The sequence below is a fragment of the Pseudomonas pseudonitroreducens genome, from assembly GCF_021603645.1.
Lineage (GTDB): Bacteria > Pseudomonadota > Gammaproteobacteria > Pseudomonadales > Pseudomonadaceae > Pseudomonas > Pseudomonas pseudonitroreducens.
This window is the reverse complement of sequence record NZ_BQHJ01000012.1, coordinates 60,307-81,862: the sequence shown is the minus strand read 5'-3', so window position 1 is coordinate 81,862 and position 21,556 is coordinate 60,307. Positions and strand designations below refer to the sequence as shown.

Sequence of the window (21,556 nt, the reverse complement as noted above, 5' to 3'; positions counted from 1 at the left end):
CATGGATCGTCTCGGCTATACCGCGATGACGGCGGCCAGCCGCAGCATGTCTGCGCTGGACATCCGCGCCAACAACCTGGCCAACGTCAACACCCCCGGCTTCCGCGCCGACCTGGAGCACGCCACCGCCGTCGACGTGAGCGGCGCCGGCTACGACAGCCGCCACCTCGCGCGCATCGAGAGCAGCGGCGTCGACATGAGCGCCGGCACCCTGATGGCCACCGGGCGCGACCTCGACGTCGCCATCCAGGGCAGCGGGCTGCTCGCCGTGCAGAGCGGCAACGGCGAGGCGTACACGCGCCAGGGCAACCTGGAGATCGACGCCGACCGCCAACTGATGATCAACGGCCGCGCCGTGCTCGGCGAGGGCGGCCCGATCACCCTGCCCGAGTACGACGCCATCGCCATCGGCAGCGACGGCACCATCTCGGTGATGCCGCGCGGCGATTTCATGATGACCGACGTCGACCGCCTCAAACTGGTGGACGCACCGGCCGCGTCGCTGGTGAAGAACGCCCAGGGCCTGCTGGTGAGCAAGGACGGCCAGAACGTCGCCGCCAGCGACGACGTGCGCCTGGTCTCCGGGCACCTGGAGCAGAGCAACGTCTCGGCCATCGACCAGCTGGTGGGCACCATGAGCCTGAACCGGCGGTTCGAGAGCCAGGTGAAGATGATGAAGGCCGCCTCGGACCTCGCCGAGGCCGGCGACCGCATGATCCGTGGCGCGTAACGCGCGGCGCGCAGACAGGAGCACAACATGAGTTCGGCACTTTGGGTCAGCAAGACCGGCCTGGCGGCACAGGACACCGCGATGTCCACCGTGGCCAACAACCTGGCCAACGTGAACACCGTCGGCTTCAAGAGCGACCGCGCGGTGTTCGAGGACCTGTTCTACCAGGTGCAGCTGCAACCCGGCGCCCAGGCTGACCAGGTCAACACCGTGCCGTCCGGCATCCAGCTGGGCAGCGGCGTGCGCGTCGTCGGCACGCAGAAGGTGTTCACCGAAGGCAGCATGCAGACCACCGGGCAACCGATGGACCTGGCCATCGTCGGCAGCGGCTTCTTCCAGGTCGAGGCGCCCAACGGCGACACCTACTACACCGAGAACGGTCAGCTGCAGCTGAACAACGAGGGCATGGTGGTCAACGCCCAGGGTCTGCCGCTGACGCCGAACATCGAAGTGCCGGCCGGCGCCAGCCGCTTCACCGTCGGCAGCGACGGCATCGTCACCGCCATCCTCCCCGGCGAGACGCTGCCCACCGAGCTGGGCCAGATCACCCTGGTCAGCTTCACCAACCCCGCCGGCCTGGAAGCCCTGGGTGGCAATCTCTACAAGGAAACCGCCGCCAGTGGCGAGCCGCAGGAAGGCACGCCGGGCGAGGAAGGCCTGGGCACGCTCAAGCAGGGCGTGCTGGAAGGCTCCAACGTGCAAGTGGTGGAAGCGATGGTGAACATGATCGCCATCCAGCGCGCCTACGAGGCCAACGCCAAGGTACTCGACGCCGCGTCGGGCATGCAGCAGTTCCTCAACCAGACGGTCTGACCATGACGCGCCTTGCCCTGCTGCTCGCCCTGGCGCTGCTCGCCGGCTGCCAGAGCTTCAACGAGATGCTGCCGGACGAGGACTCCTCGCTCTACCAGCCGCCGGAGCTGGACTACAGCCTGCCACCGACCACCAGCGGCGGGCTGTTCCGTTCCGGTTACGGCGGTTCGCTGCTGCGCGACAAGCGCGCCATCGGCGTCGGCGATATCGTCACCGTGGTGCTCAGCGAGTCCACCCAGTCGAGCAAGAGCGCGGGCACCAGTTTCGGCAAGAAATCCAGCCTGGACGTGCCGGTGCCGACCATCCTGACCAAGGAATACGGCGGCCTGGAAACCTCCGCCACGGCCAACCGCGACTTCAATGGCTCGGCGAAAAGCTCGCAGCAGAACACCCTCACCGGCTCCATCGCGGTGACCGTGCACAAGGTGCTGCCCGGCGGCGTACTGCTGGTGAAGGGCGAGAAGTCGCTGCGCCTGAACCAGGGCGACGAGTTCATCCGCCTCACCGGCCTGGTGCGCCTGGACGACATCAACCGTGCCAACCAGGTGTCCTCGCAGAACGTCGCCAACGCGAAGATTTCCTACGCCGGGCGCGGCGTGCTCAACGACAGCAACTCGGCCGGCTGGCTGACGCGCTTCTTCACCCATCCGCTGTTCCCGATGTAAGCAGGCGAGCACCCCATGCGTAGACATCTTTCCCGCCTGCTGGCGACGGCCTGCCTGCTCTGGCAGGCCGAGGCGCTGGCCATTCCGCTGCTCGACCTGGTCGATATCGAAGGCGTGCGCGAGAACCAGCTGATCGGCTACGGCCTGGTGGTCGGCCTCGACGGCACCGGCGACAAGAACCAGGTGAAGTTCACCAACCAGTCGGTGGCCAACATGCTCAAGCAGTTCGGCGTGAACCTGCCGCCGAACGTCGACCCGAAACTGAAGAACGTCGCCGCGGTGAGCGTCACTGCCAGCGTGCCGCCGTCCTACAGCGCCGGGCAGACCATCGACGTCACCGTGTCCTCGCTGGGCGACGCCAAGAGCCTGCGCGGCGGCCTGCTGCTGATGACGCCGTTGCAGGGTGTGGATGGCGAAGTCTATGCGCTGGCCCAGGGCAATCTCGTGGTTGGCGGCCTGCATGCGCAGGGGCAGAGCGGCTCCAGCGTGTCGATCAACAGCGCCAACAGCGGCCTGATTCCCAACGGCGCGACCATCGAGCGGATGATTCCCAGCGACTTCACCCAGCGCCCGGACGTGATGCTCAACGTGCGCAAGCCCAGCTTCCAGACCGCCACCCAGGTGATGAACGCGGTGAACGAACGCTTCGGCTCCGGCACTGCCACCGCGCTGGACGGCACCAGGGTGTCGGTGCGTGCGCCGGTCAGCAGCGCCCAGCGCACCAGCTTCATGGCCATGCTCGAAGGCATGGAGGTGCAGGAAGGCCGCACCCGGCCCAAGGTGGTGTTCAACAGCCGCACCGGCACCGTGGTGGTCGGCCAGGGCGTGCGCGTGAAAGCTGCCGCCGTGGCCCACGGCACGCTCACCGTGACCATCAGCGAGAACCCCCAGGTCAGCCAGCCGGGGCCCTTCTCCAACGGCACCACGGCGGTCACGCCGCAGTCGGACGTGTCCGTCAGCCAGGACAAGAAGCCGATGTTCAAGTGGCCCGAGGGCACCAGCCTGGAAAGCATCATCAACACGGTAAACAGCCTGGGCGCCACGCCGGACGACGTGATGAGCATCCTCCAGGCGCTGGAGCAGGCCGGCGCGCTGAACGCCGAGCTGGTGGTGATCTGATGAGCATCACCTCGCTCAACCGTCCCATCGTGCCGACCGGCCAGCCCGGCGAGTCGCCCGAGCAGGTCCGCCGCGAGCAGTTGCAGGCCGCCTCCGAGCAGTTCGAGGCGATGTTCCTGCAGCAGATCCTCAAGCAGATGCGCAAGGCCGGCGACGTGCTTTCCGCCGGCAGCCCGCTGCGCAGCCGCGACCTCGACACCATGCGTGACTTCTACGACGAAGCGCTGGCCGAGCACCTGGCCTCGCGCAAGCAGACCGGCATCGCCGACCTGCTGGTGCGCCAGCTTTCCGCCGAGCCGAGCGATGGCGCCGAGCCCGTCGCACTCGCCGATGGCGGCGAGGCACTGCGCCGGCCCTCGGTGTCCAGCCGCAATCCGCTGGTGGATACCTGGCAACGTGGCGTCGATCGCCTGGCCCACGCCTGGCAGCAGGGCAGCGCCGGTTTCCGCACCCTGGTGGACAGCGTGATCGGCCAGGAGTCGGGTGGCGACGTAGCCGTCGTCTCGCCCAAGGGGGCGCGCGGCCTGATGCAACTGATGCCCGACACCGCCCGCGAAGTTGCTGGCGAGCTCGGCCTGCCCTACGACGAGCAGCGCCTGACCAGCGACCCGGCCTACAACAAGGCGCTGGGCAGCGCCTACCTGGGCAAGCTGCTCGACCGCTACGACGGCCAGCACGTGCTCGCCCTGGCCGCCTACAACGCCGGGCCCGGCAAGGTGGACGAGTGGCTGAAGAACAACGGCGACCCGCGCAGCGGGAAGATCGGCATGGCCGACTGGGTGCGCAGCATTCCCTACGACGAAACCCGCGATTACACCCTCGGTGTACTCCGCCGCGTGCGCGAGGCCCAGGCGCCGGCGCGTATCCCCGGCAGCGGCCTGTCGCCGGAGAGTGGCCTGAAGCACGCGCCGCAGGAAGGATTTAAGCGCCACGCGGATTCCGTCGCCTATCAGGGGCAACAGCCCGAATTTGTTTCCCGACCGGCCTCGGCGGCGTTCGCCCAGCCGATCCGCCTTGAGTCGAAGGAGAGTGCCTCTTGAGTATGTTGAGCCAGATCGGCTACAGCGGCCTGCGTGCGGCGCAGATTGCCCTGGCCACCTCCGGGCAGAACGTGGCCAACGCCAATACGCCCGGCTTCAGCCGACTGAGCCCGATCCTCGCCTCGCTGGCCGGTGAAGGCGGCCTGAAGGTCGGCGGCGGCGTGGTGGTGACCAGCATCCGCCGCATGGCTAACGACTTCCAGAACCAGCAGCTGTGGCGCGCCACCACCGAGCAGAGCTACTACGACAGCGGCCAGCAGTACCTGTCCGCGCTGGAAGGGCTGATGGGCGGCGAGGGTTCGAGCATCAGCGTCGGCCTCGACAACTTCTTCGCCGCGGTCAGCGAGGCCACCGCCACGCCCGGCTCGGTCGCCCTGCGCCAGCAGATCATCAACGAGACGAAGAACCTCGCCCAGCGCTTCAACGGCCTGTCCGGCAACATCGACAGCCAGCTGCGCGCCCTGCAGGAACAGCGCGGTTCCATGGTCGGCGAGATCAACGGGCTGACCGCCAACCTGGCGGCGCTGAACAAGCAGATCGTCGAAGTCGGCTCCGCCGGCGGCGACACCACCGCGCTGCGTGACCACCGCGAGAGCCTGGTGGCGGACCTGTCCAGGTACGCCTCGATCCGCGTCAACGAAGTGGCCGATGGCTCGCTCACCGTCTCGCTTGCCAATGGCCAGCCGCTGGTGGCCGGCAACTCCGCCGGCCAGCTGGCGATCAGCCGCACCGCCAGCGGCGAGCAGGAAATCGCCCTGACCTTTGCCGGCACCAGCTTCCCGCTGGCCCAGGATGGCATGGGCGGCTCCCTCGGCGCGCTGTACGACACCGAGTACGACACGCTGCGGCCGAACCAGACCGCCCTGCATGAAATGGCCGGGCAGTTCGCCCAGCTGGTCAACGACACCCTGGCCAACGGCTTCGACCTGGCTGGCAATCCTGGCCAGGCGCTGCTGACCTACAACGCCGGCAGCACCACGGCGATGCTCTCGCTCAATGGCCTCAAGCCCGAGGAACTGGCGCTGTCGGACAGCGCCGGCGAGAGCGGCAACAACAGGAACCTGCTGGCGCTGCTGGAACTCAAGGGCCAGACCATCAGCGTTGGCGGCAGCCAGGTAACCCTCAACGACGCCTTCGCCGGCCTGCTCGGCAAGGTTGCCAGTGCCAGCCGGCAGAACCAGGCCGACCAGAAGACCGCCACCACCGTGGCGGCCCAGGCGCAGGCCAGCCGCGACAGCGTCAGCGCGGTCAGCCTGGATGAAGAGGCGGTCAACCTGATCACCTACCAGCAGGCCTACCAGGCCAACATGAAAGTCATCAGCACCGCCAAGGAGCTGTTCGACTCGATGCTCGCAGCCTTCTGAGGCCATTGCGAAGGAAAGCAGAATGCGCATTACCAACGTACAGATCACCGCGCTGATGGGCGGCTCGATGAACAGCAACTCGGCGGCCCTGGGCAAGCTGATGCAGCAGATGTCCACCGGCAAGCGCATCCTCCAGCCGTCCGATGACCCCATCGCCAGCGTGCGCATGCTGCGTATCCAGCGCGAGGAAGCGAGCCTGGCGCAGTACCGCACCAACATCAGCAACGTCTCGGGCAACCTCTCCACCCAGGAGGCCAACCTGCAGGCCACCTCGGACTCCATGCTCAGCGTGCGTGACCTTCTGCTCTGGGCAGCCAACGGCTCGAACTCGCCCAAGGATCTCAACGCCATGGCCGGCGAGCTGGAGAGCATCGAGAAGACCATCGTCAGTTTCGTCAACGTGCGTGACGAAGAGGGCCGTTACCTGTTCTCCGGAACCCTCAGCGACACCGCGGCGGTGACCTACGAACCCTTGACCGACAGCTACGTCGCCACCGGCAACGACAAGTCGCGCCAGGCGGCCGTGGCCAACGGCGTGCAGGTGGAGGAGAACGTTACCGCGATCGACGTGTTCGGCAACGGCATGGACTTCCTCAACCAGCTGCATGCCACCGTGAAGATGCTCAAGGACCCGGCCCTGGACACCACCGACCCGGCGGTGCACGCGCAGATCGCCGCGACCATCGACGGCCTCGACAGCGCCCACGACGGCGTGCTCGGCGCCATCACCGAGCTCGGCGGCCGGCAGAACACCCTGAGCATGCTCAACTCGAGCAACGAGGAAGTCTCGCTGGTGAACCAGAAGATCAACGGCGAGCTGTCGCAGCTGGACTACGCCGGCGCGAGCATCGACCTGAACACCTACCAGCTGGCGCTGCAGGCCACGCAGAAGACCTACCTGAAGCTCAACGACCTGTCGCTGTTCAGTCGCCTGTAAGTTACTTCGTAGGGGGCCGGGCCGCGCCGCAAGGAGGTCTGGACGCCAATCGGCGGCGCAGCGCCCGGCTCCCCTACTTTTTGTTCCGTATCCGCCCGGCCCGCGTGCCGGGCGGATGCACATCGGTGCAGAGGTCACCATGAAGGTCATCAAGCAACTGCCGGCTGCCGCCGTCTTCGATCCAAGCGCCCGCCGCGACGTCATCCTGCCCTCCACCAGCGAGCGGCAGAATGCCCTGCGCAAGGGTGAGGACAAGGGCGAGAACGCTGCACAGATGGCGCGTGGCGCGCAGAAGAGCGGCAGCTTCAACCTGCAACTCAACCAGCAGTTGTCGTCCATGCAATCGGCCGACAGCTACCTGGGCGACCTGCAGGATCGCCTCGGCGGCCTCAAGCTCAACCTCAGCCGCGAACTCAGTGCGCCGCAGTCCCAGGACCGTGAAGGCGTGCGCCAGGCTACCCGGCAGGTCAACGAGCTGCTGGAACAGCGTGCCCAGCGTTCGGCCGGCAGCCTCGATGCCAACTTCCGCCTGCGCCTCAACGAGCCGGTGCGCAGCCGCTTCAGCCTGGAAGGCCTGGAGTCGCTGGAGGCGATCCAGCGCTCCGGCAAGGAAACCTTGCTCTTCAGCGCCGGCCGCCAGCTCGGCGAACCGGCGGCGGTGGTGCTGGATGATGGCATGAGCACGGAGCAGGTGCTGCGCCGCTTCAACGCGACACTGGGCCAGGCCGGTATCCGCGCCGAACTGGATAGCGACGGAGCGCTGAAGTTCTCCGCCCCGGAGGCCGACTGGCAGCAGCTGAAGGGGCAACTGGCAGTGCAGGGCGAGGGCAAGCTGTTTGCCAAGGGCAAGAACACCCGACTCAAGAGCCAGGAAGAAGGGCTGCTGGCGTTCCCCACCGAGATCAGCACCGATGCCTTCCGCGAGCAGCGCCAGCTACTCGATTCGGTGGTCTCCGCGCTGGATCGTATCGGCGGCCTGCGCGATCAGTTGCGCCACCGCCAGGACGACATCCGCGACTTCCTCGACCGCCACGCCAGCGAGGACGAGCGCGAGTGGGCGCATGGCTTTGCCGCCTCGATGCTCGACCGCATGGGCCGCAGCGCCACGCATTACAGCGCGGCGGCGCAGACGGTGGTGGCGCAGGCCAATCTCAGTCGCTTTGCGGTGGTGAGCCTGCTGGCGTGATTCGCGTGGGCCTTTCGTAGGGCGGATAACGCGTCAGCGTTATCCGCCGCGGACATGCCGGCGGATAACCTGTTCCAGGTTATGCGCCCTACGATCCTGATACGCCGGCGCGAGGGCTGTTCGCGAGCAAGCTCGCTCCTACGAAGAGCACGGCGCCCGACTTGTAGGAGCGAGCTTGCTCGCGAACAGCACGGCAGCGATCTTCAAGACAACAAAAAAGGCGGAGCCCAGCTCCGCCTTTTTCATTTCACTCCCTGCAATCACGCCAGCTTCAGCAGGCCCATGCCCAGCACCAGCATCGCCAGGCCGACCCAGCCGCGCCACACCAGGCGCTGGCCGAACAGCGCCCAGCCCATTGCGACGGTGGCGAGGATGCCGAAGCCGCCCCAGATGGCGTAGGCCACCGACAGTTCGATGCCGCGTACCGCCTGCGCCAGCGCGGTGAACGCGCCCAGTACGCAGAGGATCGAGGCGGCGCCGATCAAGCGCTTGCGGAAGCCGTCGGAGTACTTCAGCAGCAGGTTGGCGATCACTTCCAGGACGATGGCCAGGCCCAGCCAGGCCATCGGAATCAGGTCATGGTTCAGCATGTCACCACCTCCAGGCTTTTCTCACGCGGGGTGGTGCGGGTGCCGGATTTCACCAGCAGGATGCCGCCGATCATCACGGCCAGGCCCAGGGCCTTGTCCAGGCTCAGGTGCTCGCCGAGGAAGAAGGCGCTGACCAGGGTGATCAGCACGATGCCGATGCCTTCCCACAGGGCGTAGGCCACGCCGACCGGCACATGCTTGATGGCCAGCGACAGGAAGTAGTACGACAGGCCGATCATCACGTACATCAGCAGCAGACCCGCGACCGGGTACAGCGCATGGGTGAATTTCATCGAGGTGGTGCCAACGACTTCAAAGCCGATGGCGGCAAACAGATAGATCCAGGAACGCATGGTAGAGCCCTCCCACGGGCAGCCGCGCGCAGTCTCGCTAAGAGCATCCTTGCGGCGGTTTCGGTTCGGGTTCGGTGGCGCCGACTCGGGCGGCGATCACCTTCAGGTGGCCGCCGCACTTGGCGCGACCAACAGGTAGCAGCCGAAGGGAGGAGCTAGAGGTCGCCGGTCCAGTGGCGCTCGCGCGACACCAGGCGGGAAGTGGGGAGAGGTAGAGCCTTGATGTTCAACATAATGAACATATTGTGCCAAATTTCAGGTCGCCTGGCAAATCGACCGCCTCTATTCCGGGGCGAAACGCCCATATTCCGGCATTTCAAAAGCCTGCTGGAAGCTGCGCGCTGCCAGGGTTGTGCAATATTTTGTTCACCCTGTTTCGCCTGCGACAGCACGCCACAGTCATGACCTGCGCCAGGCCGTTTTCCGCTGCGGCCTGCTAGCATCCAGCATCGATATCCCGTCGGAGACTGTGATGATCGCCCTGCGAGAAGCCTGGAAGGCCGGACTCTTCGGCCGCGAACACTGGACGCGCAACCTGGTCGCAGGCGTCATCGTCGGGGTGGTCGCGCTGCCGCTGGCGATGGCCTTCGCGATTGCCAGCGGGGTGAAGCCGGAACAGGGCATCTATACGGCGATCTTCGCCGGCGCCCTGGTCTCGTTGCTGGGCGGCAGCCGGGTGCAGATCGCCGGACCGACCGGCGCCTTCATCGTCATCCTCGCCGGGGTCACCGCCAAGTACGGCATCGATGGCCTGCAGATCGCCACGCTGATGGCTGGCGTGATTCTCGTGCTGCTGGGCGTCAGTCGCCTGGGCAGCATCATCCGCTTCATCCCCGCACCGGTGATCGTCGGCTTCACCGCCGGGATCGGGGTGATCATCTGGGTCGGCCAATGGAAGGACTTCTTCGGCTTGCCCGCGGTGACCGGCGAGCACTTCCACCAGAAGCTCTGGCATCTGATCCAGGCCCTGCCGCAACTGCACATCGCGACCACCCTGCTGGCGCTGCTGAGCCTGGCGCTGGTGCTGTTCACCCCGCGTATCGCCGCGTTGCGCCGGGTGCCCGGTCCGCTGGTGGCGATGGTGGTGGTGACGGCGATCCAGTCGCTGTTCCATTTCGACGGCGTGGCCACCATCGGCAGCGCCTTTGGCGGCATTCCCCAGGGCCTGCCCAGCTTCAGCCTGCCGGAAGTAACGCTGCCGCGGGTGCTCGAACTGATCGGCCCGGCGTTCGCCATCGCCATGCTCGGCGCCATCGAGTCGCTGCTCTCGGCGGTGGTCGCCGACGGCATGGCCGGCACTCGCCACGACTCCAACCAGGAGCTGATCGGCCAGGGCATCGCCAACCTGGTCACCCCGCTGTTCGGCGGCATCGCCGCCACCGGCGCCATCGCGCGCACCGCGACCAACATCCGCAACGGCGGCAACAGCCCGCTGGCTGGGGTCACCCACGCGGCCACGCTGGTGCTGATCCTGCTGTTCCTCGCGCCGCTGGCGTCGAACATCCCGCTCTGTGCACTGGCGGCGATCCTCTTCGTGGTGGCCTGGAACATGAGCGAGGCGCGGCACTTCCTGTTCATGCTCAAGCGCGCGCCACGCGCGGACGTCGGCATCCTGCTGGTGACCTTCCTGCTCACCGTATTCAGCGACCTGGTGATCGCCGTGAACATCGGCGTGATCCTCGCCATGCTGCATTTCCTGCGGCGCATGGCGTCCTCGGTGGACGTGCACGCGGAAGAAGGTCCGGAGCTCGAAGTGGAGCTGCGCGGCCGCGGTCTTGGCGAGCTGCCGCCGGGGGTGCTGGTGTACAGCATCGAGGGGCCGCTGTTCTTCGGCGCGGCGGAGACTTTCGAGCGTGCCCTGGCCAAGACCCACACCGACCCGAAGGTGCTGATCATCCGCCTGCGCCACGTGCCGTTCATGGATATCACCGGCCTGCAGACCCTGCAGGAAGTGATCGAGCAACTGCAGCGGCGTGGCATCGAAGTGCGCTTGTGCGAGGCCAATGCGCGGGTGCTGGGCAAGCTGCGCAAGGCCGGCGTGCTGGAGGAGATCGGTGCGGGGTATCACCCGGACTTCCCGGCGGCGCTTTCTGCTGCCAGCTCGGAGGTTGCCGGCGAAACACGGACGTAGGATGGGTGGAGCTTGCGATACCCATCTTCACCGGTGGGGCTGATCGATGGGTATCGCTGCGCTCCACGCCATCCTACGTTGATGCTCTCCTGATGCTCGGTGATTGCGTAGGGCAGATAACACCCAGGCGTTATCTGCCGATGACGGATAACCCGTTCCGGGTTATGCGCCCTACGCGAAGATCAGCCGTGCATCAGCTCGGCCAATAGTTCTTCCTTGAGCTTCGCCAGCAGCGGCTCGCCACGCTCGCGCGGATGGGGCAGGTCGACCCGTACCTCATGGCGGATCCGTCCCGGCCGCGCGTCCATCACCACCACCCGGTCGCCCAGGTACAGCGCTTCCTCCACGTCGTGGGTGACCATGATCATGGTGCTGCGCTGCTGCACCCAGATGCGTTGCAGTTCGTGTTGCAGGCGCACGCGGGTGAGGGCGTCGAGGGCGCCGAAGGGTTCGTCCAGCAGCAGCACCTTGGGTCGGGTGATCAGGGCGCGGGCGATCGCCGCGCGTTGCGCCATGCCGCCGGACAGCTGGTGCGGGTAGGCCTGCTCGAAGCCGGTCAGGCCCACCAGCTCCAGATGATCGGCGACGAGTTCGCGCTTCTCGGCGCGGCTGAGCTTCTGCTTCTTCAGCGCCAGGGCGACGTTCTGCTCCACGGTCTTCCAGGGGAACAGGCGATGGTCCTGGAACACGATGCCGCGCTCCAGGCTGGTGCCGGTCACGCTCTGCCCGTCGAGCAGGATGCGCCCGCTGTAATCGTTCTCCAGCCCGACGATCAGCCGCAGCAGCGAGGATTTCCCGCAGCCGCTGGCGCCGACGATGCTGACGAATTCGCCGGGGCGTACGTCGAGGGAGATGTTCTCCAGCACCGGCAGGCTGCGGCCATCGATGGAATAGGCCTTGCTCAGGCCCTGGATGGCCAGCGCGCCGTGTTGCGCCTGCTGGGCCGGAAGGATGGCGGGGTCGAGGATCGCGTTCATGATCGAGGCACTCATGGCAATAAGGGTCAGCGCAGGTGGCGCCAGCGCAGCAGGTGGCGGCTGAGGCGGGCGAACAGCTGGTTCATGGCGTAGCCGAGCAGGCCGATGCTGAGCACGCCGATCACCACGATCTCCATGCGCGAGCCGGTCTCGGCGTTCATCATCAGGTTGCCCAGGCCCATGCCGGTGGAGAGGAACAGCTCGCAGCCCACCGAGCTGACCCAGGCGAAGGCCAGCGCGTGCAGCACGCCGTTGCTCAGGCTGGGTAGCGCGCCGGGCAGCAGCACTTCGCGGAACTGCTGCCAGGGGCCGAAGGCATACAGGCGGCCCAATTCGCGGTAGCGCTTCTCCACGTCGCGGAAGCCCTCGAAGGCGTTCAGCGTCATCGGGTAGAAGGCGGCGAGGCTGACGATCAGCACCTTGGACGGCTCGCCACTGCCGAACCACAGGGCGATCAGCGGGATCAGGCCGAGGATCGGCACCTGGCGGATGGTGTGATACAGCGGTGCGAACAGCCGCTCCAGCGGGCGTGACAGAGCCATGCCGGCGCCCAGCGCAAAGCCGGCGAGCACGCCGATCAGCAGGCCCAGGCAAGTGCGTTGCAGGCTGGCGGACACGCTCAGCCACAGCTCGCCAGTGCGGATCAGCTCGGCGAAGCCGGCGCCGATACGCTCCAGCGGCACGAAGGCGTAAGCAGCGCTGGCGCCCTGTTGCGACTGCCAGTGCCAGGCGGCGATCAGCAGCGCCGGCAGCACCAGCCCGCGCAGGCTCTTGAGAAGTCGGATCATGGCGTCGGTCTCCAGCGCAGCAGGCGCTTCTCCAGCAGGCGGAAGGCGAAATCGAGGACGAAGCCGATGGCCCCGGTGATGATCACCCCGACCATCACGATGTCGATGCGCAGCATCTGCCGGCTCAGCTCGATCATCTGCCCCAGGCCGCTGTCGGCGGCGAGCAGTTCGGCGGCCACCAGCACCATCCAGGCGCGGCTCAGGCTGATGCGCAGGCCGGTGACGATGGGCGGCGCGGCAGCCGGGAAGGCGACGTCGCGCAGCAGGCTCCACAGCGGCAGGCGGTACACGCTGGCGACCTCGAAGTAGCCGCGGGGGATGCCCTTCACACCCTCGCTGGCGGCCAGCGCCACGGGGAAGAAGGCGGCCTTGGTGACGATCAGGATCTTGAAGGTCTCTTCCACGCCGAAGAACAGGATGAACATCGGGATCAGCGCGATCGACGGCACCTGGCGCAGCGTGTGGAACAACGGTGCGCAGTAGGCTTCAACGGTTTTCGACAGGGCCATGGCGGTACCGAATACCAGGCCGCCCAGCGCGCCAATGCTGAAGCCGATGGCCAGGCGCGACAGGCTGTTGACCACGTGCTCGCGCAACTCGCCGCTGGCCAGCAGGTCCTTGAAGCTCGCCCAGACTTCCACGGGCGGCACCAGCAGTTGCGGCGGGAACCAGCCGGCGCGCGCGGCGACGAACCAGGCCAGCAGCAGGAGCAGCGGCGAGACGAACCAGCTCAGGTTATCCAGGGTGCGCTTGGCCATTCAGCCCTCCTGCCCGAGCAAAGGCTCGGTGGTTTGCCGGCGCAGCTTGCGTTGCCAGCAGAACAGCGCGGCCAGCAGCACCAGGGGAATCCAGCAGAGGAACAGGTTGCCCAGCCCGACGAAGTGGCTGATCGCCCCGCCCAGCAGCGCACCGGAGAAGCTGCCGGACATCGAGGCGAGGTTGAACAGCCCGGAAATCTTGCTTTTGTCCATCGCGTGCTCGCCCAGCTGGGCCATGTTCACCAGGTGGATCAGCGCCGCCGCCGCGCTGAGCAGCACGCCGCCCAGGGCCAGCAGCCAGTAGCTGTGCGCGCTGCCGAGCAGCAGCAGGGCGAGCAGCGCCGCACTGAGGCTGCCGATGTAGGCCAGGCGCCGGCCGCTGCGTTCGATCAGGTAGCCGAAGCCGAACAGGCCGAGCACCGAGGCCAGGCCCTGGATCATCACCAGGCTCACCGCCTGGCCTTGCGAGAGGCCGGCGACTTCCATCGCCAGCAGCAGGATGAAGGTGCCGAACAGCGCGCTGGTGGCGGCGCTGAGCAATTCGATCAGGCAGCTCTCGGCGATCTCGACGTTGGCCAGCATGGCGCCGACCTGTTGCAGCAAGCCCCCAGTGGCGGCAGCGACGGGCAGGTCGTCGCTGGGCGCCTCGCCTTCCCAGAAGCCGAGGCTGTAGAAAGCCATCAGGCCGAAGCACAGGCCGATGGCGGCAAAGCCCCAGGTGAAGCTCGCCGCGCCGCTCAGCCAGTTGCCCAGCAGCGGGCCGAGCAGACCCATGCCCAGGGTCAGCGAGCCGCGGTACCAGCCGGCCTTGTCGTTGCCGATGCGCTTGAGCTGGCGCAGGAAGGCGCTGTTCATGGCAACGATGCGGAACGGGATGCACAGGCCGATCAGCAGCCGCGCGAAGGCCAGCCACAGCCAGCCGCCGAACAGCGGGATGGCCAGGTTCAGCAGCATCGGCCCGAGGCTGGCGAGGAAGTACACCCGACGCGCGCCGAAACGGGCGATGACGAAGCCGGCGGGCAGGGTGAGGATCACCATGCCGAGGGCTTCCATCGCCGAGATGATGCCGATCTGCATGGCATTGGCGCCGATGCTGATGGCGTAGAGCGTGGTGACGATCTTCGCCATGCCGATGGTGGCGCCACTGAAGGCCGCCAGCAGCATGAAGTTGAGCAGGAAGGCGGCAGGCCTTTCGCGCGGCGCGTCAGATGGCGACATCGACTTTCCCCAGCAGCGCTCCCAGTGGGCGCGGGTCGATCCAGTCTTCCACCGAGAAGTCGTGGGCGATGAATTGCCAGCGCCGGAGGAACGCCGTGAGATCGCGCAGCGCGTTGATCGAGCGCTCGGCCAGGTTGGTCTGCAGGCGCAGGTGGGCATCGTCACCGTAGGCGCTGGCCACCCAGAATTCGCTGGTGTTCAGCTCGCGGGCGAGGAAGCGCCGGGTCTCTTCCGGGTGTGCCCAGGCCCATTGCTCGGCGCGCAGCACGCTGTCGAGCACCAGCACGGCGGCGTCGAAATGCTCGTCCAGCAGTTGCTGGTCGACGGTCAGGGTGCGTGGCGTACCGATGTTGGCGCGCACCAGCGGCTCGGGGTGCGAGCCGACATCCATCACCACGTGCAGGCCGAATTCGTGGGCCAGCTGCAGGCCGTGGGCGCCCTTGAGGAAAATCGCGTCGATGTCGCCGCGCAGCAGGCCGATCAGTTCGTTGTTGCGCTGCACCACGCGGTTGCCCTTGAGCGCCACCTGGGCGCCGAACACATGGCGCACCGGGTCGTCGCTGAAGGTACCGCCGTAGGGGTAGTCCACCAGCTCGACGTCGCGCACTTCCAGGCCTTCCAGGCGCAGGGCGTTTTCCAGGCCGCGCAGGGACTGGGCGCGGGTGAAGTCGATCTGCACGTTGGCCCACTTCGGCAGGCCGAAGCGCCGGTGGCGCAGGTCGCGGACGCTGCGCACGCCGCTGTCCGGCGCGCTGACGATCAGTTGCACCTCGTCGCTCCACGACAGCCCGATCACCCGCGTACGCGCGCCGCTGGCGCGGGCCCAGATCGACGGGATATTGCCGCCGTGGCGCACGGAGTAGGGCAGGTGATGGTCGAAGTGCGCCTCGCGCACCTCGCGTTCGGAGGACTCGCGCAGCGACTGGATGCGCGTGCCGAAGGGGCGGAAGGCCTGGGCCAGGCGTCCGGACTCGACGGCAATGCCCAGTCCGGTGGGGACGGGGCTGTGGGTGTACCAGAGGGTTTCCAGCGGTGTGCTCATGGGTGTCCGTCAGGGATGCAAGCCCCCGCGCCGTCGCGCGGGGGCCCAGGTCGGGAAACAGAGGGAATCGCCCTCGTGACGTTGGTCAGCCGGCCTTCTGCGCCAGGCGGCTGCGCAGGGCTTCCAGCGGGCGCGGGTCGATCCACTCGCGCACGTCGAAGCGCGTCGGGATGAAGTTCCAGCGCTGCAGGAAGTCGGTGAAGTCCTGCAGGGCGAGGATCGAGCCTTCATCGAGGTTGGTGCGCAGGCGTAGGTGGGCGTCCTCGCCATAGGCGGTGGCGACCCAGAACTCACTGCTGTTGGTTTCCCGCGCCAGGTAGCGACGGGTGTCGTCCGGGTGCTGGTGCGCCCAGTCCTCGGCGCGCAGTACCGAGGCGAGGATCGCGGTGGCGGCGTCGGGGTGCTGCTCCAGCAGGTTGAGGTCGACGCTGAGAGTGCGCGGCGTGCCGTTGTTGGCGCGGATCAGCGGCTCCGGGTGCGCGCCGGTGTCGATCACCGTGTGCAGGCCGAACTGCTGCGCCAGCTGCACGGCGTGGGCGCCCTTGAGGAAGATTGCGTCGACTTCGCCACGCAGCAGGCCGACCAGTTCCGGGTTCTGGCTGCGCCGGCGGCTGCCGCCATGGCCAGTGATGCCGACGATGTTGCCCGGCGCTTCATCGCTGAAGGTGCCCTTCAGGCCGAAGTCCACCAGCTCCAGGTCGCGTACTTCCAGGCCTTCCAGGCGCAGGGCGTTTTCCAGGCCGCGGATGGCCTGGGCGCGAGTGAAGTCGATCTGCGCGCCGCTCCAGTCCGGCAGGCCGAAGCGCCGGCCCTTGAGGTCGCGCACGCTGCGGATGCCGCTCTCGGCGGTGGTCAGGATCAGTTGTGCTTCATCCGCCCAGGACAGGCCGATCACGCGGGTTTCGCGGCCGCTGGCGCGGGCCCAGATGGCCGGGATGTTGCCGCCGTGGCGCACCGAATTCTGCAGCGTGTGGTCGAAGTGCGACTCGCGCACCGCCTGGTCGGCAGACTCGCGCAGCGACTGGATCTGCGTGCCCTGCTCGGCCAGGGATTCTTCCAGCCAGCCTTTCTGCACGGCGATGCCGAGGCCGGTGGGAACCGGGCAACGGGTGTACCAGAGGGTATCGAGGGGACGGGACATGTGCAGCTCCTTGTGGGTCAGGCGCGGGCCTTGAGTTCGTGGATGTCGGCGCGTTTGCCCTGCACCAGCGGCAGCACTTCCTGGCCGATGCGCAGGGCTTCTTCGAGGTGCGGATTGCCGGCGAGGATGAAGGTGGAGAAACCGGCGTCGCGGTATTCGGCGAGACGCTCGGCGACGTTCTCGTGGCTGCCCACCAGGCCGATGGTCGGACCCGGCTTGGCCTTGCCGAAGCCGGCCCAGAGGTTGGGGCCGAGGATCAGGTCGTCGAAGCGCTCGACGTTCTGGTGGTAGGCGGTCTGCCGTGCGGCGCCGACGGAGTCCGAGCCGGTGGCGAAGTTCTTGATGAAGGCGCTGGTGCGCGCGTCGATGCGCTCGTACTGGCGGCGCAGCTCGCTCCAGGCGGCCTCTTCGGTCTCGCGGGCGAACAGGTCGATACGGATGCCGAAGCGGATTTCACGGCCCTGCTTGTCGGCCAGCTCGCGCACGCGCTCCAGGTGCGGCTTGAGCTTGTCGATGGGTTCGGCCCAGTTCAGGTAGACGTCGGCGTGCTTCGCCGCGACGTCCAGCGCCGGGTCGGAGAAGCCGGAGAAGTACACGCCCGGCTTGCGCACGTTGCGCAGTGCGATGGGCAGCGAGCCGTTCTCCAGTTGGTAGATATCGCCCTGGTAGGAGAACTGCTCGTTCTTCCACAGGCCGTCGATGATGTCGAGGAACTCGCCGGTGCGCTGGTAGCGCTTGTCGTGCTCGAGGAAGTCGCCGTTGGCGCGCTGGCTGGCGGGGTTGCCGCCGGTGATGATGTTCCACTCCAGGCGGTCGCGGGACAGGTGCTGGAGGATCGCCGCCTGCTGCGCGGCATAGGCGGGCAGGGTCCAGGCGGCCTGGAAGGCGATGAGGAACTTGATCCGCCGGGTCTCGCGGGCCAGCGCCGCGGCGGCGATCCACGGCTCCGGTCCGGTGGGCAGCAGCGCACCTTCGAAGCCGGCGATCTCGGCGGCCTTGGCGACCTGGGCGATGTAGTCGATGTAGGTGAAACCGTCCGGCTCGCCGTTGGGCAGGCGGCCCGGGGCGATGTTGCCGGGGCGCTCGATGTGGCTGCCACGGTTGTTCTTGTCCGAGGCGAGATAGGGACCGTCGCTGCCCAGCGGCAGTCGCCAGAAGAATTCGGTGCTCATGGCCGTGCTCCTTTGCTTTGCGGGGGCAGCGTCGTGCTGCTCGTGCAAGGTCTTGAGCAAGGGCTGTGCCCAAAGGCTGCAGGCCAGGCGGAGCGCGGCTTGCAGGGCAGTGTGCTGCTGTCGCAGCAGGGCGTTTGTCTGTACAGCAGCAGTGGGTCAGCAGGGGATGCTGGACGGGCAGCAATTTCTCCCGTTCAGCCGCGGTTGCTGTCCTGGTGAAACCGGGGCAATTTCTTAACTTGCTGATTAATTTGAATATTTTTTAATGGCACAAGTCCTGCTCAGTCCCTGGAACACCGCCACGCGGTTCATCCATCCCCGACTGCCAGGAGGCACTCCATGTCCACCCTCGACCCGCAACTCGCCAGCCAGCTCGAACAGGTCCGCCGCGACTTCGCCAAGGCCTTCCGCGTGCTCAAGGAGAGCCGCACCCTCACCGCCACCAATACCTACCAGGCCTACGTGCGCGTGCCGGACAGCGACAAGGTGATCGCCGTCCATGCGCCCAACCCCTGGGCGGACGACCAGGAAATCCGTGCGGTGATTTCGACCTGGGACGGCGAGGTGATCCTCGACGAAAGCATCGCCGGGGCGACCCCGCTCAGCGGCCGTGGCGCCGGCGGCAACGGCAAGCGCTACGCGGCGATCTTCCAGGCGCGCGCGGAAATCAACGTGGTGATCCACGTGCACACGCCGTACCTCGGCGGCTGGGCCAGCGCCCACCGCGTGCTGCCGATCCGCTACGCCGCCTCCCAGCGCGTGACCCTGGCCCGCGAGCTGCCGATCTACATCGACCGCCGCCAGCCGGAGCCGCTGTTCATCCTCGACCGCATTGCCGAGAACCCGCACACCCCGGCCATCCTCGAAGCCAACGGCGGCGCGACCTTCTGGGGCGAGGACCTGATCAAGGCGTCCAAGCTGATCCTGCTGATCGAGGAAGGCGCCTACTTCCAGGGCTTGGCCGAAGGCCTCGGCGGCTCCCAGGAATTCGGCCCCGGCGTGCTGGAACAGCAGTGGAAGATGACCGGCCTCTGGGAGCAGGGCCAGAAGCTGCTGGGCGCGGCGGCCTGAACCTTCGCCTGAACTGAAAAAGCCCTCTTGCGAGGGCTTTTTCATGGCTGCGAATCGGCGGCGTTTCGTAGGAGCGAGGGGGACGCCAAGTTCTTGCTCGCGAACAGGCTCCGCTGTGGGCTCGGTTCGCGAGCAAGCTCGCTCCTACAAATCTGCACTCAACCGCTGGTGCGTCTGCGGGCTGCGCGTTCGAAAACACTCTCCGCCCACTGGTTCAGGCTCTTGCCGGACGCCTTGGCGGCAATGGCGGCGGCAGCGTGAACTTCCGGGCGGATGCGCAGCATGATCTTGCCGGACGCCGGCTTCTCCGGTTCCACACCGCGCTCCGCGCAGTCGGCCAGGTAATCCTCGACGGCATCCTGGAAGGCAGCATGCAGCCCACCAACGCTGTCGGCATGGAAGCTGATGATGTCGTTCACGCCCAGCAGGCGGCCGACGAAGAGGTCATCACGATCATCGAACTCAATACGGGCGATGTAGCCCTTGTAGGTCATGCGGCTCATGCTTCCACTCCGGCCCGACGCAGGAATTCCCGGGCTTCCTCGACCTGGTAACGCTTGGCCTCCTTGCCTGGATGCGGGCGATGGCAGCGCCAGGTCTGGCCATGCAGAACCAATTTCACCCGTGACCCTTCACGCTTATCCACGGTGCCGCCCAGATGCAGAACCAGAGCTTCGATGTCGGTAAAGACTATCGATGCACTGGTTGGCGTGCGGAAGATCATGGCGAGGGTTTTACGGTGGCGGTTCTGCATCCAGAAATGCTATCGCCATATGATAGCACTCTGCGGTTGCCATTTCCTCGGGATGGGCCAGCCACCTCCGAAGCTTTAGTAGGAGCGAGCTTGCTCGCGAACAGAGTCCGCAGCGAGGTTGGTTCGCGAGCAAGCTCGCTCCTACACACACTCACACACCAGGCTTTCCGGCGTGCCTTTGTAGGATGGCGTGGAGCGAAGCGATACCCATCGTGTTTCGCCCGGCCTTGGCTGATGGGTATCGCAGGCTCCACCCATCCTACGGAAAGCGCGAGTGTGAGCGTCCTGCTGGGGCCGACTTTGTCAGGCGGTTACCGGCGGTTCCGCTGCGCGCCAGCGCAGCCCCAGTGGCAGCAGGAACAGCGGCAGCAGGCTGGCGACGATCAGCACGGCGAAGAACGGCAGGCGCGAGGGCAGGCTGAACAGCGGGAACAGCAGCACCGGGCCGAGGAACATCGACAGGTACAGCGCCTGCTCTGCCACACCGCCGGCACCCATCACGTCGCCGCCACGGCTCATGCGCGGGATGCTGGTGAACACCCAGGCGACGACGAAGCTGCCGACGAAGCCCTGGACGATCTTCGCCACGATGGCGGTGGACGCGGCGATGCCGGGGATGAACACCAGCACCTCCAGCACCACTCCGATCAGCGCGCCGCCGACCACCGCCAGCGGGCCGAAGAAGCGCAAGTTGAGCACGAAGCCGGCGAGCAGCCCGGCCAGCACGCTGGAGAGGATACCGATGGTGGAGATCACGCCGATGGTCGAAGGGGCGACGCCCAGGCTGTGGATGAAGTAGTCGGGGGTGATGGTCACCAGGCCCAGCGCCACGGTCAGCGGTGCGCCCACGGCCAGCGCCAGGCGCAGCACGGACGGGTCGGCGTAGAGGCGGAAGGTCTGGCGCAGGGAGTGGCGCTCGCTGCGGGTCGCCAGGTTCACCGACGGCAGCAGCGGCGTCGCCAGCAGCAGAACCAGCAGCACCAGCGCGTGGCCGCTGAAGGCGTTGCGCCATTCGCCATGCTGGCCGCCGACATAGGGCGCCACGGCGAAGATGGCGATGGCGCCGCCCAGGGGCGAGGCCACAGACCAGAACGCCAGCGCGGTGGTGCGGCGACGGCCTTCGGTGGTGTGCACCAGCAAGGCGAGTGCGGCGAGCACCACGCTGATGTAGCCGGCGCCTTCGATGACGCGCAGGGTGATCAGCGTGGTGAAATCTTCAGTGCGGCTCGCCAGGTAGCTGCACGCCGCCGCCAGCAACAGGCCGAAGACGATGGCGCGGCGCTCGCCGACCCGCGCCACGATCCAGTTGACCAGCGGCGAGGCGAGGGCGGCGACTACCGCCACCGCCGACACTACCCAGCTGGCCCGCGAGGGGCTGACCGAGAAGGTGTTGGCGATGTCGGCGACCAGCAGGATGGTCTTGCCGTGGCACGCCGCGATGATCACGGCGAAGGCCAGGGTGAGCAGGATCGAGGGCCAGCTTCCGGCACGCATCGGGGAATCCTCTTTGAGAGTTGGGTTGCAATGGCTGTCTGTTTTCCGGGAAGGCTTGCGCCGGCGTTTTTCCCCTCACCCCAGCCCTCTCCCTTGGGGAGAGGGGGCAGTCCGCGCTGGCTGACGCAGCCGTTTCATCCGGAGCCAAACGGTCCTCTCTCCCTTTGGGAGAAGGGACAGTTCGTACCGGTAGACGCGGTAGTTCCATCCTGC

Annotated in this window: 22 protein-coding genes; 10 read left to right on the top strand and 12 right to left on the bottom strand. The window is 67.0% G+C overall.

Annotation, left to right across the window (positions count from 1 at the left end):
• Nucleotide 1: 1 nt before the first annotated feature.
• The 8 genes from L6D89_RS25725 to L6D89_RS25690 all read left to right on the top strand — a co-directional run bounded on the left by L6D89_RS25725 (nt 2) and on the right by L6D89_RS25690 (nt 7,854).
• The gene (locus L6D89_RS25725; RefSeq protein WP_236201571.1) at nt 2-730 is read left to right on the top strand and encodes a flagellar basal body rod protein FlgF; all 729 of its coding nucleotides are present in this window, start codon (nt 2-4) and stop codon (nt 728-730) included.
• A 27-nt stretch (nt 731-757) separates the two neighbouring features.
• The gene (flgG, locus tag L6D89_RS25720; RefSeq protein ID WP_024766305.1) at nt 758-1,543 is read left to right on the top strand and encodes a flagellar basal-body rod protein FlgG; all 786 of its coding nucleotides are present in this window, start codon (nt 758-760) and stop codon (nt 1,541-1,543) included.
• A 2-nt stretch (nt 1,544-1,545) separates the two neighbouring features.
• Nucleotides 1,546-2,208: a flagellar basal body L-ring protein FlgH gene (gene flgH, locus L6D89_RS25715; protein ID WP_037016153.1), complete on the top strand. Its 663-nt coding sequence runs from the start codon at nt 1,546-1,548 to the stop codon at nt 2,206-2,208.
• 15 nt (nt 2,209-2,223) lie between these two features.
• Nucleotides 2,224-3,327, top strand: a complete 1,104-nt coding sequence (locus tag L6D89_RS25710) for a flagellar basal body P-ring protein FlgI (RefSeq protein WP_236172129.1) — start codon at nt 2,224-2,226, stop codon at nt 3,325-3,327.
• Nucleotides 3,327-4,367, top strand: coding sequence for a lytic transglycosylase domain-containing protein (locus L6D89_RS25705; RefSeq protein ID WP_236201570.1), 1,041 nt, complete (start codon nt 3,327-3,329; stop codon nt 4,365-4,367). The genes L6D89_RS25710 and L6D89_RS25705 overlap by 1 nt, the downstream gene beginning before the upstream one ends.
• Nucleotides 4,364-5,731, top strand: coding sequence for a flagellar hook-associated protein FlgK (flgK, locus tag L6D89_RS25700; protein WP_236201569.1), 1,368 nt, complete (start codon nt 4,364-4,366; stop codon nt 5,729-5,731). Before L6D89_RS25705 ends, flgK begins: the two co-directional genes overlap by 4 nt.
• A 22-nt stretch (nt 5,732-5,753) precedes the next feature.
• Nucleotides 5,754-6,668, top strand: coding sequence for a flagellar hook-associated protein FlgL (flgL, locus tag L6D89_RS25695; protein ID WP_236201568.1), 915 nt, complete (start codon nt 5,754-5,756; stop codon nt 6,666-6,668).
• 139 nt (nt 6,669-6,807) lie between these two features.
• Nucleotides 6,808-7,854, top strand: a complete 1,047-nt coding sequence (locus L6D89_RS25690) for a hypothetical protein (protein ID WP_236201567.1) — start codon at nt 6,808-6,810, stop codon at nt 7,852-7,854.
• A 260-nt stretch (nt 7,855-8,114) separates the two neighbouring features.
• Here L6D89_RS25690 and mdtI read toward each other — a convergent pair whose 3' ends face one another.
• Both mdtI and L6D89_RS25680 read right to left on the bottom strand, forming a co-directional pair.
• Nucleotides 8,115-8,444, bottom strand: coding sequence for a multidrug/spermidine efflux SMR transporter subunit MdtI (gene mdtI / locus L6D89_RS25685; RefSeq protein WP_024766311.1), 330 nt, complete (start codon nt 8,442-8,444; stop codon nt 8,115-8,117).
• The gene (locus L6D89_RS25680; protein WP_236172124.1) at nt 8,438-8,797 is read right to left on the bottom strand and encodes an SMR family transporter; all 360 of its coding nucleotides are present in this window, start codon (nt 8,795-8,797) and stop codon (nt 8,438-8,440) included. Before L6D89_RS25680 ends, mdtI begins: the two co-directional genes overlap by 7 nt.
• Before the next feature lie 472 nt (nt 8,798-9,269).
• On the opposite strand from L6D89_RS25680, the gene L6D89_RS25675 reads away from it, so the two are divergent.
• Entirely contained in the window at nt 9,270-10,928 is a 1,659-nt protein-coding gene (locus tag L6D89_RS25675) for a SulP family inorganic anion transporter (RefSeq protein WP_236201566.1), read from the top strand.
• 182 nt (nt 10,929-11,110) lie between these two features.
• Here the strand turns inward: L6D89_RS25675 and L6D89_RS25670 are convergent, their stop codons facing one another.
• From L6D89_RS25670 to L6D89_RS25640, 7 genes are all read right to left on the bottom strand, one after another.
• A complete protein-coding gene (locus tag L6D89_RS25670; RefSeq protein WP_236172122.1) occupies nt 11,111-11,905 on the bottom strand; it encodes an ABC transporter ATP-binding protein in 795 nt (264 codons plus the stop codon).
• A gap of 26 nt (nt 11,906-11,931) precedes the next feature.
• Nucleotides 11,932-12,693, bottom strand: coding sequence for an ABC transporter permease (locus L6D89_RS25665; protein ID WP_236201565.1), 762 nt, complete (start codon nt 12,691-12,693; stop codon nt 11,932-11,934).
• A complete protein-coding gene (locus tag L6D89_RS25660) occupies nt 12,690-13,451 on the bottom strand; it encodes an ABC transporter permease (protein WP_236201564.1) in 762 nt (253 codons plus the stop codon). The genes L6D89_RS25665 and L6D89_RS25660 overlap by 4 nt, the downstream gene beginning before the upstream one ends.
• The gene (locus tag L6D89_RS25655; RefSeq protein ID WP_236201563.1) at nt 13,452-14,669 is read right to left on the bottom strand and encodes an MFS transporter; all 1,218 of its coding nucleotides are present in this window, start codon (nt 14,667-14,669) and stop codon (nt 13,452-13,454) included. It lies immediately after the preceding gene.
• Complete coding sequence (locus tag L6D89_RS25650) at nt 14,656-15,711, bottom strand: ABC transporter substrate-binding protein (RefSeq protein ID WP_236201562.1); 1,056 nt, start codon at nt 15,709-15,711, stop codon at nt 14,656-14,658. The genes L6D89_RS25655 and L6D89_RS25650 overlap by 14 nt, the downstream gene beginning before the upstream one ends.
• 85 nt (nt 15,712-15,796) lie before the next feature.
• The gene (locus L6D89_RS25645) at nt 15,797-16,852 is read right to left on the bottom strand and encodes an ABC transporter substrate-binding protein (protein ID WP_236172117.1); all 1,056 of its coding nucleotides are present in this window, start codon (nt 16,850-16,852) and stop codon (nt 15,797-15,799) included.
• A gap of 17 nt (nt 16,853-16,869) precedes the next feature.
• Nucleotides 16,870-18,024 carry an LLM class flavin-dependent oxidoreductase gene (locus L6D89_RS25640; RefSeq protein ID WP_236172116.1) on the bottom strand — a complete coding sequence of 385 codons (1,155 nt, stop codon included), beginning with the start codon at nt 18,022-18,024 and terminating at the stop codon, nt 16,870-16,872.
• 339 nt (nt 18,025-18,363) lie between these two features.
• Between L6D89_RS25640 and L6D89_RS25635 the strand changes: the two genes are divergently transcribed.
• Nucleotides 18,364-19,095 (top strand): class II aldolase/adducin family protein, encoded by a 732-nt coding sequence (locus L6D89_RS25635; RefSeq protein ID WP_236201561.1) that lies wholly within the window; start codon nt 18,364-18,366, stop codon nt 19,093-19,095.
• 158 nt (nt 19,096-19,253) lie between these two features.
• Here the strand turns inward: L6D89_RS25635 and L6D89_RS25630 are convergent, their stop codons facing one another.
• The 3 genes from L6D89_RS25630 to L6D89_RS25620 all read right to left on the bottom strand — a co-directional run bounded on the left by L6D89_RS25630 (nt 19,254) and on the right by L6D89_RS25620 (nt 21,343).
• Nucleotides 19,254-19,598: a type II toxin-antitoxin system HicB family antitoxin gene (locus L6D89_RS25630; protein ID WP_236201560.1), complete on the bottom strand. Its 345-nt coding sequence runs from the start codon at nt 19,596-19,598 to the stop codon at nt 19,254-19,256.
• Nucleotides 19,595-19,849 carry a type II toxin-antitoxin system HicA family toxin gene (locus L6D89_RS25625; RefSeq protein WP_236201559.1) on the bottom strand — a complete coding sequence of 85 codons (255 nt, stop codon included), beginning with the start codon at nt 19,847-19,849 and terminating at the stop codon, nt 19,595-19,597. The genes L6D89_RS25630 and L6D89_RS25625 overlap by 4 nt, the downstream gene beginning before the upstream one ends.
• 303 nt (nt 19,850-20,152) lie before the next feature.
• The gene (locus L6D89_RS25620) at nt 20,153-21,343 is read right to left on the bottom strand and encodes an MFS transporter (protein WP_236201558.1); all 1,191 of its coding nucleotides are present in this window, start codon (nt 21,341-21,343) and stop codon (nt 20,153-20,155) included.
• Nucleotides 21,344-21,556: the final 213 nt, after the last annotated feature.

Excerpts from the sequence above, each read along its gene's own strand:
- L6D89_RS25645 (WP_236172117.1), bottom strand. The coding sequence starts at position 16,852 with ATGTCCCGTCCCCTCGATACCCTCTGGTACACCCGTTGCCCGGTTCCC.
- flgG (WP_024766305.1), top strand. The coding sequence starts at position 758 with ATGAGTTCGGCACTTTGGGTCAGCAAGACCGGCCTGGCGGCACAGGAC.
- L6D89_RS25625 (WP_236201559.1), bottom strand. The coding sequence starts at position 19,849 with ATGCAGAACCGCCACCGTAAAACCCTCGCCATGATCTTCCGCACGCCA.
- L6D89_RS25665 (WP_236201565.1), bottom strand. The coding sequence starts at position 12,693 with ATGATCCGACTTCTCAAGAGCCTGCGCGGGCTGGTGCTGCCGGCGCTG.
- L6D89_RS25640 (WP_236172116.1), bottom strand. The coding sequence starts at position 18,024 with ATGAGCACCGAATTCTTCTGGCGACTGCCGCTGGGCAGCGACGGTCCC.
- L6D89_RS25660 (WP_236201564.1), bottom strand. The coding sequence starts at position 13,451 with ATGGCCAAGCGCACCCTGGATAACCTGAGCTGGTTCGTCTCGCCGCTG.
- mdtI (WP_024766311.1), bottom strand. The coding sequence starts at position 8,444 with ATGCTGAACCATGACCTGATTCCGATGGCCTGGCTGGGCCTGGCCATC.
- flgH (WP_037016153.1), top strand. The coding sequence starts at position 1,546 with ATGACGCGCCTTGCCCTGCTGCTCGCCCTGGCGCTGCTCGCCGGCTGC.
- L6D89_RS25635 (WP_236201561.1), top strand. The coding sequence starts at position 18,364 with ATGTCCACCCTCGACCCGCAACTCGCCAGCCAGCTCGAACAGGTCCGC.
- L6D89_RS25630 (WP_236201560.1), bottom strand. The coding sequence starts at position 19,598 with ATGAGCCGCATGACCTACAAGGGCTACATCGCCCGTATTGAGTTCGAT.
- L6D89_RS25690 (WP_236201567.1), top strand. The coding sequence starts at position 6,808 with ATGAAGGTCATCAAGCAACTGCCGGCTGCCGCCGTCTTCGATCCAAGC.
- L6D89_RS25670 (WP_236172122.1), bottom strand. The coding sequence starts at position 11,905 with ATGAACGCGATCCTCGACCCCGCCATCCTTCCGGCCCAGCAGGCGCAA.
- flgL (WP_236201568.1), top strand. The coding sequence starts at position 5,754 with ATGCGCATTACCAACGTACAGATCACCGCGCTGATGGGCGGCTCGATG.
- L6D89_RS25655 (WP_236201563.1), bottom strand. The coding sequence starts at position 14,669 with ATGTCGCCATCTGACGCGCCGCGCGAAAGGCCTGCCGCCTTCCTGCTC.
- L6D89_RS25675 (WP_236201566.1), top strand. The coding sequence starts at position 9,270 with ATGATCGCCCTGCGAGAAGCCTGGAAGGCCGGACTCTTCGGCCGCGAA.
- L6D89_RS25725 (WP_236201571.1), top strand. The coding sequence starts at position 2 with ATGGATCGTCTCGGCTATACCGCGATGACGGCGGCCAGCCGCAGCATG.
- L6D89_RS25705 (WP_236201570.1), top strand. The coding sequence starts at position 3,327 with ATGAGCATCACCTCGCTCAACCGTCCCATCGTGCCGACCGGCCAGCCC.
- L6D89_RS25620 (WP_236201558.1), bottom strand. The coding sequence starts at position 21,343 with ATGCGTGCCGGAAGCTGGCCCTCGATCCTGCTCACCCTGGCCTTCGCC.
- L6D89_RS25680 (WP_236172124.1), bottom strand. The coding sequence starts at position 8,797 with ATGCGTTCCTGGATCTATCTGTTTGCCGCCATCGGCTTTGAAGTCGTT.
- L6D89_RS25650 (WP_236201562.1), bottom strand. The coding sequence starts at position 15,711 with ATGAGCACACCGCTGGAAACCCTCTGGTACACCCACAGCCCCGTCCCC.
- L6D89_RS25710 (WP_236172129.1), top strand. The coding sequence starts at position 2,224 with ATGCGTAGACATCTTTCCCGCCTGCTGGCGACGGCCTGCCTGCTCTGG.